The organism is Nocardioides sp. REDSEA-S30_B4 (assembly GCF_001627265.1).
GTDB lineage: Bacteria > Actinomycetota > Actinomycetes > Propionibacteriales > Nocardioidaceae > Nocardioides.
Genome location: NZ_LUPI01000021.1, coordinates 1 through 15194 on the forward strand (window position 1 = coordinate 1; position 15194 = coordinate 15194).

The window sequence follows — 15194 nt, forward strand, 5'->3', positions numbered from 1 at the left end:
AGAGACAGGGGCGTCGACGTCTTGGGGCCTCGATGGCAGGCGGCCGACTCGCGGCAGCGCCACCTCATGCTCGCGCACGGAGTGTGGCGCCGCTACGACGACAGGGTTGCCCTCTCGCATGTCAGCGCTGCCTTGGAGCATGGTGCCCCGGCTCACGACCTCGATCTACGTACGGCGCACCTGACCAACCTGTTCCCCCGCGGCGACCGGATCCGTGCGTCGGTCACCCATCATCACGGCGGGGTGCGCCTCGACGACATCACGCGGTCGCACCAGCGGTGGATCACCAGCCCGGTCAGGACTGCACTGGACACCGCTGCGGTGTCGCGTCACGACGGGGCGATCTGCGTGCTGGATTGGTTCCTACGCTTCGGAGGGGTCGGGACCGATGAGCTGCATGCCCATCTCGCCCGGCGGATGACCTGGCCCGACCACCTGGACCTGTCGCTCAAGATCGGGCTGGCGGATGGGCGCTCTGAGAGCGTGCTCGAGACCCTCCTCAGACTGCGGATCGGTGAGTCGTCGCTACCGATGCCGCAGCTGCAGTTCGAGGTGCTGCATCCGTCAGGAGCGCTGGCGGGTCGATCGGACTTCGCGTGGCCGGACCGCGGTGTCCTGGGGGAGGCGGATGGTCGGGAGAAGTACCACCGCTACCGGCGGCCAGGCGAGACCCTCGAGCAGATGGTGATGCGTGAGAAGGCACGCGAGGACGCGATGCGCGAGATCACCGGGTACCGCATGCTGCGTTTCGTCTGGAAAGACCTCTACCGATGGCCGGAGACTCGTAAACGTCTGGAGCGGGCGCTCAACAGCATCGCGGTGTGACGCACGGTGGTAGGGGTAGAAACCCGGAAGGTGGACGACGAATATTCGTCGTCTTGTGGCCGGGTTTGTCGGCCAGCCGACAAACCCGGCGCAAGCGACAGGCTCAGTGGCCGTTCTTCTTGAACCGCTCGAACGAGGCGACGACCTCGGCCTCGGCCTCGGTGCGGCCGACCCACTCAGCGCCCTCGACGGACTTGCCGGGCTCGAGGTCCTTGTAGACCTCGAAGAAGTGCTGGATCTCCAGGCGGTCGAACTTCGACACGTGGGAGATGTCGCGCAGGTGCTCCAGGCGCGGGTCGGAGGACGGGACGCAGAGGACCTTGTCGTCGCCGCCGGCCTCGTCGGTCATGCGGAACATGCCGATGGCGCGGCACTTGATCAGGCAGCCGGGGAACGTGGGCTGCTGGAGGATGACGAGCGCGTCGAGCGGGTCGCCGTCCTGACCGAGAGTGTCCTCGATGTAGCCGTAGTCGGCGGGGTACTGCGTGGAGGTGAACAGGGTCCGGTCCAGGCGCAGCCGCCCGGACTCGTGGTCGACCTCGTACTTGTTGCGCTCCCCCTTGGGGATCTCCACCAGGACGTCGAACTCGAGCACGTCTGCCTCCGTGTCGTGACCGGTGCGTCCGGCCGCGGGTCTGCTTGTGTTGTCACCCGCCGCGCGGCGCGACCGGGCGTGCCCCCGCCCCGGGAGCCGGGGACAGTCTCGCGCACAATGTCCACGAACGCGTACCGGGAGGGGGCAGATGTGGGACGACGTGATCCACGCCACTCCGGCGGGGCGGCTCGGCGCCTGCTGTGGGCCGTCCCGATCGTGGCGCTGGTGGCGGCCGCCGGCGTGGTCGTCGCCGAGCCCGACACCCGTGAGCAGGTGGAGAGCACCGTCCGCGGCTGGGTCGACGACCTGCGGGGCGAGGAGCGCCCCGACCCCGCGACGCAGCCCGCCGAGGTGCCGCCTCCGGACGGCCTGGTGCTCCCCGACGTCGAGCCGCCCGCCGCCGCGGCCCTGACGCTCGGCGCACGGGAGGTCAGCCCGGCACAGGTACGCCGCACGCTCGCCGGACCGCTCGGCCAGCAGGTGCTGGGCGGCCGGGTGTCGGTGGCGGTCGCCGGGCTCACCGGCCCAGCGGCGTACTCCTCCGGCGGGGCGGCCATCCCCGCCTCCACCACCAAGCTGGTCACCGCGATCGCCGCGCTGCACACCCTCGAGCCGGGCACCACCTTCGCCACCCGGGTCGTCCTCGAGGGACGCGACGCGGTCCTGGTCGGCGGCGGCGACCCGTTCCTCGAGAGACGCCCCGATGCCGATGCCGAGCCGGACCGCGCCGACCTCGCGACCCTCGCCCGCCGCACGGCGAAGGCGCTGAGGGAGCGCGACCTGCGCAGCATCCGGCTCGGCTACGACGACGGGCTGTTCTCCGGACCGGCCTGGAACCCGACCTGGCCCGACACCTACCGCGACGACGTCGTCGCGCCGATCACCGCGCTGATGGTCGACGACGGGCGACCGGCCGACGGCCCCGGGCGCTCGCTGGACCCGTCGTACGCCGCCGCCGACTCCTTCGCCGCCCTGCTGCGCCAGCGGGGTGTCCGCATCGTCGGCGTGCCCCGCGAGGCCGCCGCCCCGGACGACGCCGAGCAGCTCGCGCAGGTCGAGTCCGCGCCGGTGGGTCAGCTGGTCGACCGGCTGCTGCAGGTCAGCGACAACGAGACCTCCGAGGTGCTGCTGCGGCACGTCGGGCTGGCGACCGGGGGAGCGGGCTCGACGAAGGACGGCGTGGCCGGGGTGCAGCAGGTGCTCGAGGAGCTCGCGGTGCCCGTCCCGAGACGGCTGCGCGACGGCAGCGGCCTGTCCCGCGACAACCTGATCGCCCCCGCCACGTTGGTCGGGCTCCTGCAGGTGGCTGCGGCGTCGGAGCAGGACGACCCGGTCCGCGGGCTGTTCCCGGGGCTGCCGGTGGCCGGCTTCAGCGGGTCGCTGACCTTCCGCTTCGACGACGCGCCGCAGGCCGCCGTGGGGCGGGTGCGCGCGAAGACCGGCACCCTGCGCAGGGTGCGCAGCCTGGCGGGCGTGGTCGTGGCGCGTGACGGGACGCCGATGGTGTTCGCGCTGATGGCGGACCGGATCCCCGAGGCCGACGACGAGACCGCCGAGGCGGTGCTGGACCGTGCGGCGGCCGCGCTCGCGGCGTGTCGGTGTGGCCGCGCCGGATAGGTTCGCTGCCATGAGCGCGCCAGCCAGCCCCTCGACCGCCGCCCCGGACATGGTCGACTGGGACCTCGCGGTCTCGCTCGGCTCCAGGCTCGCGGGGGAGGGCCCCAAGGTCTCGTGGGCCGAGGCGGCCGACGCGGTGACCGAGCTGCGCGCCGGCGCCGAGCGCTCGACGCCGCTGGTGCGCGAGTTCACCGGCCTCGACGGCGGTGACGGCACCGCACCGGTGCTCGTCGTGGACCGTCCGGGCTGGGTGAAGGCCAACGCCGAGGGTTTCCGCACGATCCTCTCCCCGATCGCGGAGAAGCTGTCGGAGCGCAAGCCGCCCTCGGGCCTCTCGTTGGCGATCGGTCGCCGGGTCACCGGCGCCGAGGTCGGTGGGCTGCTGGGCTTCCTGTCGAGCAAGGTGCTGGGGCAGTTCGACCCGTTCCACGAGCCGTCGGGACGGCTGCTGCTGGTGGCGCCCAACATCGTCCACGTCGAGCGCGAGCTCGGGGTCGACCCGCACGACTTCCGGCTGTGGGTGTGCCTGCACGAGGAGACCCACCGGGTGCAGTTCACCGCGGTCCCCTGGATGCGCGACCACATCCACTCCCTCGTCGGCGACCTCGCCGGCACCATGGACTCCCGCGAGCTCGTCGAGGACGGCCTCGGCCGCGTGGTCGAGGCGCTGAAGGCGCGGCGCTCGGGCGACGGCGGGTCGGGCTCGATCATGGAGCTGCTCTCCACGCCCGCCCAGCGCGAGGTCCTCGACAAGGTGACGGGCGTGATGTCGCTGCTCGAGGGGCACGCCGACGTGGTGATGGACGGCGTGGGCCCCACGGTGATCCCGACGGTCGCGGAGATCCGTCGGCAGTTCACCGAGCGCCGCAAGGGCGTCGGGACCCTCGACCGGCTGCTGCGTCGGCTGCTCGGGCTGGAGGCCAAGATGGCGCAGTACCGCGACGGTGCCGTCTTCGTCCGCCACGTCGTCGACAAGGTGGGCATGCAGGAGTTCAACGCGGTCTTCGCCGGGCCGGAGAACCTGCCGTCCAAGGCCGAGATCGCCGACCCGGACGCCTGGGTCTCGCGCGTCCTCTGACGCAGAGTCCTCCATGGCCGGTCCGCACCCCTCCGTCGCCGCGACCCGGTTGGCGGTACGCCGCTGCCTGGCCGACCTCGAGCCCGGCGCCACCGTCGTGGTGGCGTGCTCGGGCGGCCCGGACTCTCTCGCCCTGGTGGCCGCGACGGTCCACGAGGCTCGCGCCGGGCACTGGCGGGTCGTCGGGGCCACCGTCGACCACGGGATGCAGGAAGGGTCCGAGGCCCAGACCGCCCGGGTGGTCGAGCAGATGGCCGACCTCGGGGTCGACGAGACGCTCGCTGCCCGGGTCGCGGTGGACCCCGGGGGGCTCGGGCCCGAGGCGGCGGCCCGCAGGGCCCGGTACGCCGTGCTCGACCAGGTGGCCGAGCACACGGCCGCCGGCGTTGTACTCCTCGGGCACACGCGTGACGACCAGGCCGAGACCGTGCTCCTCGGCCTGGCCCGCGGCTCCGGCGCCCGCTCGTTGGCCGGCATGCGTCGCGCGTTCGATGTCTACCGCCGGCCGTTCCTGGACCTGCCGCGCGACGACACGGTCACCGCCTGCCAGGTGCTGGGCCTGGACGCCTGGGACGACCCGCACAACTCCGACCCCGGCTACGCCCGCGTCCGGGTCCGCCGCGCGGTCCTGCCGGCCCTCGAGGAGCACCTGGGCCCCGGCGTCGCCGCCGCCCTGGCCCGTACGGCGCAGCAGCTGCGCGCCGACGCCGACTGCCTCGACGACCTCGCCGACCACCACTACGACCGCCTCCGGGCCGAGCCGGCGCATCCTTCCGGGGCCTCGGGCCTGCCTGTCGCTGACCTCGAGCAGCTCCCCGCCGCCATCCGCACCCGACTGCTGCGTCGCCTCGCCCTCGACGCCGGCGCCCCGCCCGCCGAGCTGTTCCACGAGCACGTGCTGGCCCTCGAAGCGCTGGTCACCGCCTGGCGCGGGCAGAAGTGGGTGGACCTCCCCGGGCACCGGCGCGGCGCCCGTCGCGAGGGGGTCATCGAGGTGACATCCGCGGATACCGACCGGGGTACGACCGGGACTACGCCTTAACTATTTTACTTTCGGTGGTCTATGGCCCCGTCTAGTCCCAAAGGGCTATTTCTGCGTCTCGCATCTAGGCGAGAGGTACTAGCACTCTCTTTACTTTCGCGCGTCTGCTCCGCTGTCGACTGAGCCTCGGCTCGCGAAAGGTCCTGTCATGTCGAGATCCCCCGGAAGGGCGCCGCTGAGTCTTCTCACGGCGCTCCTCGCGACCTTGGTGGGTCTGAGCCTCGTGCTCGGCTCCTCGCCCGCCCTTTCTGCTGCCCCGCCGGCGGACGGAGAGTTCCCCACACCCCAGCTGGGGCAAGCGGTCTTCTCGGGCACGGTCGGTGTCCAGAGCGACCAATCGCTCCTCGACGGGGTGACGGTCCGAGCCATGGCCGCTGGATCCGATGACGTCATCGCCCAGGACACCACGGGCGACCCGAGCGGAGGGGATCCGACCGGGTACTTCGAGCTGCACGTGCCGCCTGGCACGTACGAGGTCGTCATCGACCCTAGTGATGTGGCGCCCGACTTGGCCCCGCTTGCCATGCCTGAGGAGTCGCTGAACGCGGACAGTGGTCTCCACTGGAGCACCTTGTACCTCCAGGAGAAGTCGGGCGGGCCGACGGATGGGCCGACGGATGGGCCGACGGATGGGCCGACGGATGGGCCGACGGATGGGCCGACCGATGGGCCGACGGATGAGCCGACCGACGAGCCGACCGACGAGCCGACCGGCGGTCAGATCACTATTTCGGTCGAGAACGGCATGTTCGGTGGACCCGTGGGTGGCGCTACCGTCTCGGTCAGCGACTCCGAGGGAGCGGGAATCGGTGACTTCGTGACCGACGCCAACGGCATGGCGCTGATCGGAGACGAGGAGCCGCTGCCGTTCGGCAGCTACACCGCTGTGGCCTCGAAGAAGGGCTTTGTCTCGTCCTCCTTCGCGATCGAGCACGATGGGGTCGCCGATCACGTCTGGGCAGTCCTCACGCCCAAGCTGTCGTGCGAGCCGGAGCAGGCGAACGCCTCACTGACGAACATGGGCTTCGAATCGGGCTTCGAGGGTTGGACTCTCGGCTACCAGACCGAGGGCATCGAGGTCAGCGGCGCCGACGAGTTCACCTCCCCGTGGGAGGGACAGGCCATGGCCCGCGTCGGGTCCTCCCAAGCCTCCAGCGGTCCTGCGCAGCCTCGCGGACCCAACCTCCTGTGCCAGGACTTCGTGGCGACCCAGGACTCCGAGTCCTTCGCATTCAACATCTTCACCTACGACTACACGGGCTTCGACGAGTTCCGCTTCGACGTGGCCGTCGTGGCGCAGGACGGTGAGGTCCTCGCGTCCTACAGCCAGGGAGCCTGGGGTCAGGGCACCTCCCTGAAGACGTCCGGTTGGCGTGGAGCGAGCATCGACACCTCCGGCCACATCGGGGAGACACTGCGCTTGGTCATCAGCAGCGGGGGCACCCAGGACAGTCTCTACGCCTTCTGGGCCTACCTCGACTCGGCGCAGACCGTCCCGACCCCGGTCACGCAGGAGACCGCAGCCACGACGACCTCGGGCAGCGTGACGACGGATCCGGTGACAGGACAGGTGTCGGTGTCGATGCCGTTCTCCCAACCCTCCGACCTGACCTTGGTGGTCGGCGCTTCGTGCCCCGAGCCGGCCGAGGGCGCTGCTCCGGCCCCGACGGTCACCATCCTCTACAACGGGGCCTCGTTCCCCGCCGCTGAGACGCCGGAGGGCTCCGGGAAGTACTCGGCCACCATCCCGGCCGGCTCGATGGGTTCGGGCGGGGTGCTCTCCTCCGAGGTCTCCTGCCCCGGAGCCACGACCGTCGTGGCGACCCTGGGATCGATCACGCTGTACGACCCGAGCGGGATCGTGAGTGACGCAGAGACCGGTGAGCCGGTCGTCGGAGCCGACGTGTACCTGCACAAGGTCCCCGGCTGGTCGCCGTGGAGCGACCCGGGGGTCGAGCAGCCGGACGGCACGTGCGAGACCAACGAGACCAAGGACGCGGGAGCCCCGTGGTCCCAGCCCGCACCGACCGAGCTGGGACAGCTCGTGAACGCGGCCAGCCCGGAGATCTCGCCCAACGTCAACCCGTTCGTGACCAACAACGTCGGCTACTACGGGTGGGACGTCGCCGAGGGCTGCTGGTACGTCACGGTCGAGGCCCCCGGGTACATCCCCCTGACCAGCCCTGTCGTGGGGGTCCCGAGCGAGGTCACCGACCTCGACCTCCAGCTCACCCCTGCCCCCACGGAGGAGCCTACGGACGGGCCTACCGACGGGCCCACGGACGAGCCGACGGAGCAGCCGGCCACGCAGCCGACCCCGGCTGCCGGGGAGTCGGTCATCTGGGGCCTCGTGGGCAAGGGCGACAGCGACTACCTCCTCGGTGACGCGCTCGTCCAGGCGTTCCCCGCTGGGGGTGGTGACGAGCCCATTGCGTCGTCGCTCACCTATGGCGGCTACGGCTACAAGAACGGCGTCTTCGCGTTGTACGTGCCCGCTGGTGACTACGTCATCACGGTGACCCCGCCCGAGGGCGCTGCGCGCAAGGGTGCCGAGCTTGGTCCCGTGAGCGTTGCCGCCGACGAGGCCCTGCAGCTCGACAAGATCGGCCTCCCGCTCGTGAAGGGGATCCGGATCACGGCCCTGGCTATGGCGTCGAACTTCCACGACTTCGGCGGGGTCGAGTCGGCCTCGGTCCAGCTCACGACGCCTGACGGTCAGGTGCTCAGCCGCTTGACGGGTTCGACCGGTCGGGTGTTCTTCGGCGACCTTCCCGGCGCCGGGAAGTACCACTTGACGATGACCAAGACAGGTCGCGAGCCGGTCAGTGCGGTGCTGAAGTACAAGGGGAACCGCCTCAAGAAGACCTACTTCATGCGTCCGGCGCCCGTGCCGGAAGCTGGTGAGAGCGTGATCTGGGGCGTCGTGACGAAGGCGGGGAGTCGCCGCCTGGTCGCGGACGCGACCGTCCAGGCGATCTCCGTCGACGGTGACGGCTCGCCGGAGGCCTCAGCACTGACCTACGAGGGGTACCTCTACAAGAACGGTGTCTTCGCCCTGTACGTCCCGGCGGGCACCTACCACGTCGTCGCCACGCCACCCGACGGGCTGGCACGCGGTTCCGTGGAGCGCGGCCCGGTGACGGTTGAACCGGACGAGGCCCTGTCCTTGGGCGCCATGAAGTTGCCGATGCTGCCGGGCCTGGTGGTCCGGGTCCGTGACAGCCACACCGGGAAACCCATCGCAGACGCCGACGTCCAGCTGACTGCGGAAGAGGCCGAGGTGCCCGGGCAGCTGTCGGACTCCAATGGCAAGGCCTTCTTCACAGATCTTCCGAGCAAGGTGAAGTACCTCGTCTCCGCCACCAAGACCGGGTACGAGTCGGGCGAGAGGAAGGTCGGCTACAAGGGAGGTCGTAGTCAAGTGACCTTCTACCTCGACCGCACCCCGGTTCCCAACGCGGGTGAGGGCGTCATCTGGGGCGTCGTCCGCAAGGCCGGCAGCCGGAACGGGTTCGTCGCGGACGCGCTTGTCCGGGCTGTCCCCGTGGGTGAGACCGCTGCCGCTGCGACGTCCCTGACGTACGGCGGCTACGGGTACCGCAACGGTGTCTTCGCCCTTTACGTCCCGCCCGGGGACTACCACGTGACGGTGACCCCGCCCGAGGGTGTCGACCGTCAGGGCGTCGATCTCGGTGTCGTCTCCGTGGGAGCGGACCAAGCCGCGTTCGAGGGCGTCGTCAAGCTGCCCTACCTGCCGGGAGTCGTGGTCCGGGTGTCCGGGTCTCAGGGGCACCTGAGCGGGGCGACGGTCCGCCTCACGGGACCGGAAGGCTTCGACGAGGTCATCGTCACGGAGGGTGACGGCAAGGCGTCCTTCGCGGACCTTCCCGCACCCGGCACCTACCAGGTGACCATCAGCAAGATCGGGTACCTGCCGATCACGGAGACCATCGAGTTCGACGGTCAGCGGGTGAAGCTGGTCCGCACTCTCGCGCCCGACTTCAACTGCACCCCGCAGGCGGTCAACCCGTCCCTGACGAACATGGGCTTCGAGCAGGAGCTGGACGGGTGGACCATGGGTCACCAGACCGAGGGCATCGTCGTCAGCGGCACGGACGAGTTCACCTCCCCGTGGGAGGGGCAGAAGATGGCCCGGATCGGGTCCTCCCAGCCGTCGAGCTCGCAGAACCAGCCGCCGGGCACGAACATCCTGTGTCAGGACTTCACGGCGACCAAGGACGTCGAGTCTTTCGCGTTCAACATCTTCACCTACGACTACACCGGCTTCGACGAGTTCTTCTTCGACGTCACCGTGCTCGGTGAAGGTGGTGAGATCCTGGCCTCGTACCAGCAGGGTGCGTGGGGGCAGGGCACGGCACTGAAGACATCGGGCTGGCGTGGTGCGTCGATCGACACCTCGCAGCACATCGGCGAGGACCTCCGCCTGGTGCTTCGTGCCGGCGGCACGTCCGACAGCCTCTACGCGTTCTGGGCCTACGTGGACTCCGCGCAGACGGCCCCGACGCCGGTGAACCTGGACACGACCGCCACGTCGACCTCGGGCAGCGTGACCACGGACCCGGTGACGGGTCAGGTGTTGGTGTCGATGCCATTCTCCCAGCCCTCGGACCTGACGCTCAGCGTGAAGGCATCGTGCCCCGAACCCGACGAGGGTGCGGCCCCAACGCCTACGGTGACCATCCTCTACGACGGCACGTCCTACCCCACGACTGAGACGTCGGCGGGCTCCGGGACGTTCACCGCGACCATCCCAGCAGATTCGATCGGCTCGGGTGGGGTGCTGTCCTCCGAGGTGTCGTGCCCTGGTGCGACCACGCTGGTCACGACGCTCGGAACCATCACGCTCTACGACCCGAGCGGCATCGTCAGCGACGCTGTGACCGGTCAACCGATCGTGGGTGCTGAGGTGTCGCTGTACAAGGTGCAGGGCTGGACCCCGTGGTCCGACCCCACCATCCAGCAGCCGGCTGACACGTGCGTCACCAACGAGACCAAGGCGCCCGGTGCGCCCTGGTCGCAGCAGGCGCCGACGCAGCTCGGCCAGCTGGTCAACGCCGCCAGCCCCGAGATCTCGCCACATGTGAACCCGTTCGTGACCAACAACGTGGGCTACTACGGGTGGGACGTGGCCGAGGGCTGCTGGTACGTCGTGGTCGAAGCGCAGGGCTACACGACCCTCACGAGCCCTGTGGTGGGTGTCCCGAGCGAGGTCACCGACCTCGACCTGGCACTTACTCCGGTCACGACACCCGGTGGTGGCGGTGGCGGCGGTGGTGGCAACCCCACCCCGACCCCGACCATCACCAACACGGCCAAGCCGGCGATCACCGGTGACGCCGTGGTGGGCGGGTCCCTCGCGGCCAGTCAGGGCACGTGGGACACCGGCGGTCTGACCTTCGCCTACCAGTGGCTGCGCGACGGGGAGGCCATCGACGGCGCCACCGCTGCGGGCTATGACCCGGTCCTCGCCGACCTGGGCAAGGTCGTCAGCGTGAAGGTCACCGCCACCAAGTCCGGCTCCACGCCGGGCACGGCGACCTCCGACCCGGTGACCGTCGAGAAGGGGGCAGCGCCGCAGAGCAGCGCCGCGCCCGAGATCACCGGCACCCCCGAGCTGGGGGAGACGCTCACGGTCTCCGACGGCGAGTGGGACCTGGAGGACCTGACCTTCGGCTACCAGTGGCTGCGCGACGGCGAGGCGATCGAGGGCGCCACGGAGGCGACGTACGTCGTCACCGAGGACGACCTCGGCACCGAGCTCGCCGCGGAGGTCACGGCGACGAAGGAGGGCCACGAGGACGGCTCGGCGACGTCCGAGGCGGTCACGGTGCCCGACGAGCCCGAGGTGGTCGAGCCGGTCGAGTCGGTCACCAAGGCCCGCCTGCTCGGCAAGAAGGTCAAGCAGGGCAACCGCGGCCAGGTGAAGGTGCGGGTCCTCACCGAGGCCGAGGAGGCGCCGGCCGGCACGGTCACGGTGACCGCCGGGAAGAAGAGCGTGGAGGTGGAGCTCACCGAGGCCGACAACGGCACGCTGAAGATCCGCCTGCCGAAGCTCAAGCCCGGCAAGCACGAGGTGAGCGTCGAGTACTCCGGTGACGACGCCACCCTCGCCTCCTCCGACGACGCGGGGACCCTCGAGGTCATCAAGAAGTCGAAGGGCAAGAAGAACAAGAAGAACAAGGGCAAGGACCAGGGCGAGCGGACCGGTGGGGGCCGCCCGCTGCCCGCCCTGCTCTGAGTCGAGGGCGCCCGACCCCCGGCTCACCGGTGACGCCGGTCCGACCTGCATGGTCGGGCCGGCGTTGCCGTGCCCTGCCGCCCTCGGTCCGACCGGGATGGTCCGTTCGGGTCATCGCGTCGGCGATCGGGCAAAGAGTGACGGATTCAAGCTCAGGAACGCCGCCCGGAGGCCGACCATCGTCGCGGGGGACGACCGCGCCGCGGTCGACGAGCAGAAGACGAGGTCCCTGATGCACCGCACCACCCGCACCGCCCGCCGGACGCGCCTGGCGCTGCTGTCGCTCCTCCTCCCGGCGCTGCTGGTGCCCGCCACGGCCTCGGCACACGACGACGACCACGACGACGTCCCGGCGGTGGTCGAGAGGGCGGGCCTCATCCAGGGCGTCGCCGTCGACTCGTCCGGCCGGGGCATCGACGACCTCGCGGTCCAGGCCCTCGACGCCAGGACAGGCGAGCCGGTCGCGTCCGCGCTCACCTACGCCAGCGCCCGCCCCGACGGCGTCCAGCACGGCTACTTCTACCTCCACGTCGACCCCGGCACGTACGACGTCGTGCTGGTCAAGCGCGGGTACGACGCGGGCCTCCTCGCCGGCGTCACCGCCCGCCGCAAGGCCCCGACCAGCCTCGGACCGATCACCCTCGAGCTGCGCGACTGGCCCACGACGACCGCGGCGTCCGTGGTCGACCCCGTGGTCGCGCCGAAGCAGCGCGTGAGGTTGAAGGTGGAGGTGGGCAGCCGCAAGGCACGTGTGGACGGCGGCCGCGTGAAGGTGCTGGAGGGCCGCGAGGTCCTGGCGAACCAGCGCCTCAAGCGCTCCGACAAGGGTGCGGTGAAGGTCGACCTGGGCCGACTGCCGAAGGGCACCCACCACCTCAAGGTGCTCTTCACCGGCAAGGAGGGGCTCAAGCCCTCGCGGGCCGAGAAGGTCAAGGTCGTCGTGGCCCGGTCGGCCCGGCACGCCCGGTGACCGCCCGACCTCGCGCCGCCGCGGGCAAAGCCGGCCCGCCCGCTTCCCTGTCACCCATCGCCCGGCCGTAGGCTGCCCGCCATGGACTCTGCCCACGTGGAGAACGACCTCGTCAACGTGCTGTTCACCGAGGCCCAGATCCAGCAGCGACTGCAGGAGATGGCCCAGGAGATCGAGCGGGACTACGAGGGCGAGGAGCTGCTCATCGTCGGCATCCTGCGCGGTGCGGTGATGGTGATGGCCGACCTGGCCCGCTCCTTCTCCCGCCACATCGAGATGGACTGGATGGCGGTCAGCTCCTACGGCTCCGGCACCAAGTCCAGCGGCGTCGTGCGCATCCTCAAGGACCTCGACACCGACATCTCCGGGCGCCACGTCGTGATCGTCGACGAGATCATCGACACCGGCCTGACCCTGTCCTGGCTCACCTCCAACCTCAGCAGCCGCAACCCCGCGAGCGTCCAGATCGCCACCCTGCTCCGCAAGCCCGAGGCGCTGCAGATGCCCGTCGACGTCAAGTACGTCGGCTGGGACATCCCCAACGAGTTCGTCGTCGGCTACGGCCTGGACTACCGCGAGAAGTACCGCAACCTCCGCGACATCGGCACCCTCGCACCGCACGTCTACAGCTGAACCGCCAGCGGGCCGGGTCGTGCCCCTGAACGGGCGTCATGGCGCCCGCTCAGGGGCACGACTCATCCTCGGGGGACCGCTCGACCAGCCGCCTGAGAGGATGGGACGGCGTGGCGACCGGTACCGTCGTCAGTTCAATCGTGCACACAACGAGAGAAGTCCGTGAAGCGCATAGGCAAGAGTCCCTGGCTGTGGATCGTCGTGGCCGTGGTCGGCGTCGTCCTGGCCCTGCAGTTCCTGGCCCCCAGCGGTGACGGGGACGAGATCACCTCCTCGGAGATGACCGCGTACATCACCGAGGGCCAGGTCGAGACGATCCGTTTCGTCGACGGCGACCAGGAGATCCGCGCCACCCTCGACGAGGGCGTGCGCGACGAGGGCGCCGAGGTGATGACCTACTGGATCGGCGGCACCCAGTCGCGGCTCTACAACATCGCCCAGCAGCAGGTCGAGGCCGGTGAGATCGAGGAGCTCGAGACCGAGATCTCCCGTCCCAGCGTGCTCGGCTCGTTCCTCATCTCGTTCCTGCCGCTGATCATCATCTTCATCGTCTTCCTGTGGCTGCTCAACAACATGCAGGGCGGTGGCGGACGCGGCGTCATGCAGTTCGCCAAGTCCAAGGCGAAGCTGATCTCCAAGGACATGCCGAAGACGACCTTCGCCGACGTCGCGGGCTGCGACGAGGCGATCGAGGAGCTCGGCGAGATCAAGGAGTTCCTCCAGGAGCCCGCGAAGTTCCAGGCCGTGGGCGCCAAGATCCCCAAGGGCGTGCTGCTCTACGGCTCCCCGGGCACCGGCAAGACCCTGCTGGCCCGCGCGGTCGCCGGCGAGGCGGGCGTCCCGTTCTACTCCATCTCCGGCTCCGACTTCGTCGAGATGTTCGTGGGTGTGGGTGCCTCCCGCGTGCGGGACCTGTTCGAGCAGGCCAAGGAGAACGCCCCCGCGATCGTCTTCATCGACGAGATCGACGCCGTCGGCCGCCACCGCGGCACCGGCATGGGCGGCGGTCACGACGAGCGCGAGCAGACCCTCAACCAGCTGCTGGTGGAGATGGACGGCTTCGACGTACGCGGCGGGGTCATCCTCATCGCGGCCACCAACCGTCCCGACGTGCTCGACCCCGCGCTGCTGCGCCCGGGCCGCTTCGACCGCCAGATCCAGGTCGACGCCCCCGACCTCGCCGGCCGCGAGCAGATCCTCAAGGTGCACTCGCGCGGCAAGCCGATCGCCCAGGACGTCGACCTGCTCAGCGTCGCCCGCCGCACCCCCGGCTTCTCCGGCGCCGACCTGGCCAACGTGCTCAACGAGGCCGCGCTGCTCACCGCGCGCGCCAACCAGAAGCTGATCACCAACTCCTCGCTCGACGAGGCGATCGACCGCGTCATCGCCGGTCCGCAGCGGCGCACCCGCCTGATGAGCGAGCACGAGAAGCTCATCACCGCCTACCACGAGGGCGGCCACGCCCTGGTCGCCGCGGCGCTGCCGGGCAACGACCCGGTCCACAAGATCACGATCCTGCCGCGCGGCCGCGCCCTCGGCTACACCATGGTGCTGCCCGACCAGGACAAGTACTCCCAGCCGCGCAGCCAGATGCTCGACCAGCTCGCCTACATGCTCGGTGGCCGGGCGGCGGAGGAGATGATCTTCCACGACCCGACCACCGGCGCCGGCAACGACATCGAGAAGGCGACCAACCTCGCCCGCGCGATGGTCACCCAGTACGGCATGACCGAGCGTCTCGGGGCCATCAAGCTCGGCGAGTCCGGCTCGCAGCCGTTCCTGGGCCGCGACCTCGGGCACTCGCGCGACTACTCCGAGTCCGTCGCCGCGATCGTGGACGAGGAGGTCAAGAACCTGCTGGCCACCGCCCACCAGGAGGCCTTCGACATCCTCGAGGAGAACCGCGACGTCCTCGACGCGCTGGTGCTCGAGCTCCTCGACAAGGAGACGCTGGACAAGGAGCAGATCGCCCGCATCTTCGAGGCGCTGCGGATGCGACCGGCCCGCCCCGCGTGGACCGGCTCGGACACCCGCCGGCCCTCGGACATGCCGCCGGTCGAGATCCCGCAGGAGATCCGCGACCGCGCCAAGGCCAACGGGACGCCCTCGGCCCCGGAGCCCGACGCCGGTGCCGTCGTCACCGGTGCCGCCAGCGGCATCGGCCGCGCCTTCGCC

General features: G+C 70.4%; 8 protein-coding genes and 2 pseudogenes. 9 read left to right on the forward strand and 1 reads right to left on the reverse strand.

Features of this window, described 5'->3' with window-relative positions; genetic code table 11:
• Positions 1-825, forward strand: a pseudogene (locus A6R01_RS05775) (hypothetical protein); the annotation flags it as partial.
• Between the two features lie 103 nt (positions 826-928).
• On the opposite strand, the gene A6R01_RS05780 reads toward A6R01_RS05775, so the two are convergent.
• Positions 929-1420 (reverse strand): inorganic diphosphatase, encoded by a 492-nt coding sequence (locus tag A6R01_RS05780; RefSeq protein WP_292604434.1) that lies wholly within the window; start codon positions 1418-1420, stop codon positions 929-931.
• A gap of 150 nt (positions 1421-1570) precedes the next feature.
• Between A6R01_RS05780 and dacB the strand changes: the two genes are divergently transcribed.
• From dacB to ftsH, 8 genes and pseudogenes are all read left to right on the forward strand, one after another.
• A complete protein-coding gene (dacB, locus tag A6R01_RS05785; RefSeq protein WP_292604436.1) occupies positions 1571-3037 on the forward strand; it encodes a D-alanyl-D-alanine carboxypeptidase/D-alanyl-D-alanine-endopeptidase in 1467 nt (488 codons plus the stop codon).
• Positions 3038-3047: 10 nt separating this feature from the next.
• Entirely contained in the window at positions 3048-4115 is a 1068-nt protein-coding gene (locus A6R01_RS05790; RefSeq protein ID WP_292604438.1) for a zinc-dependent metalloprotease, read from the forward strand.
• 13 nt (positions 4116-4128) lie between these two features.
• Entirely contained in the window at positions 4129-5157 is a 1029-nt protein-coding gene (gene tilS, locus A6R01_RS05795) for a tRNA lysidine(34) synthetase TilS (RefSeq protein WP_292604440.1), read from the forward strand.
• Between the two features lie 523 nt (positions 5158-5680).
• Positions 5681-5857, forward strand: a pseudogene (locus tag A6R01_RS18260) (PT domain-containing protein); the annotation flags it as partial.
• A gap of 60 nt (positions 5858-5917) precedes the next feature.
• Positions 5918-11416, forward strand: a complete 5499-nt coding sequence (locus A6R01_RS05800; protein ID WP_292604442.1) for a carboxypeptidase regulatory-like domain-containing protein — start codon at positions 5918-5920, stop codon at positions 11414-11416.
• A 232-nt stretch (positions 11417-11648) separates the two neighbouring features.
• Positions 11649-12386 (forward strand): carboxypeptidase-like regulatory domain-containing protein, encoded by a 738-nt coding sequence (locus A6R01_RS05805; protein WP_292604444.1) that lies wholly within the window; start codon positions 11649-11651, stop codon positions 12384-12386.
• Positions 12387-12467: 81 nt separating this feature from the next.
• Entirely contained in the window at positions 12468-13019 is a 552-nt protein-coding gene (gene hpt, locus A6R01_RS05810; RefSeq protein WP_292604446.1) for a hypoxanthine phosphoribosyltransferase, read from the forward strand.
• A gap of 162 nt (positions 13020-13181) precedes the next feature.
• Positions 13182-15194 (forward strand): ATP-dependent zinc metalloprotease FtsH (gene ftsH / locus A6R01_RS05815; protein WP_292604448.1); only part of this gene is annotated, 2013 nt, incomplete at its 3' end.

What these genes read in the sequence shown, in the direction of transcription:
- A6R01_RS05790 (WP_292604438.1), top strand. Translation starts at nt 3,048, where the DNA reads ATGAGCGCGCCAGCCAGCCCCTCGACCGCCGCCCCGGACATGGTCGAC.
- tilS (WP_292604440.1), top strand. Translation starts at nt 4,129, where the DNA reads ATGGCCGGTCCGCACCCCTCCGTCGCCGCGACCCGGTTGGCGGTACGC.
- A6R01_RS05805 (WP_292604444.1), top strand. Translation starts at nt 11,649, where the DNA reads ATGCACCGCACCACCCGCACCGCCCGCCGGACGCGCCTGGCGCTGCTG.
- hpt (WP_292604446.1), top strand. Translation starts at nt 12,468, where the DNA reads ATGGACTCTGCCCACGTGGAGAACGACCTCGTCAACGTGCTGTTCACC.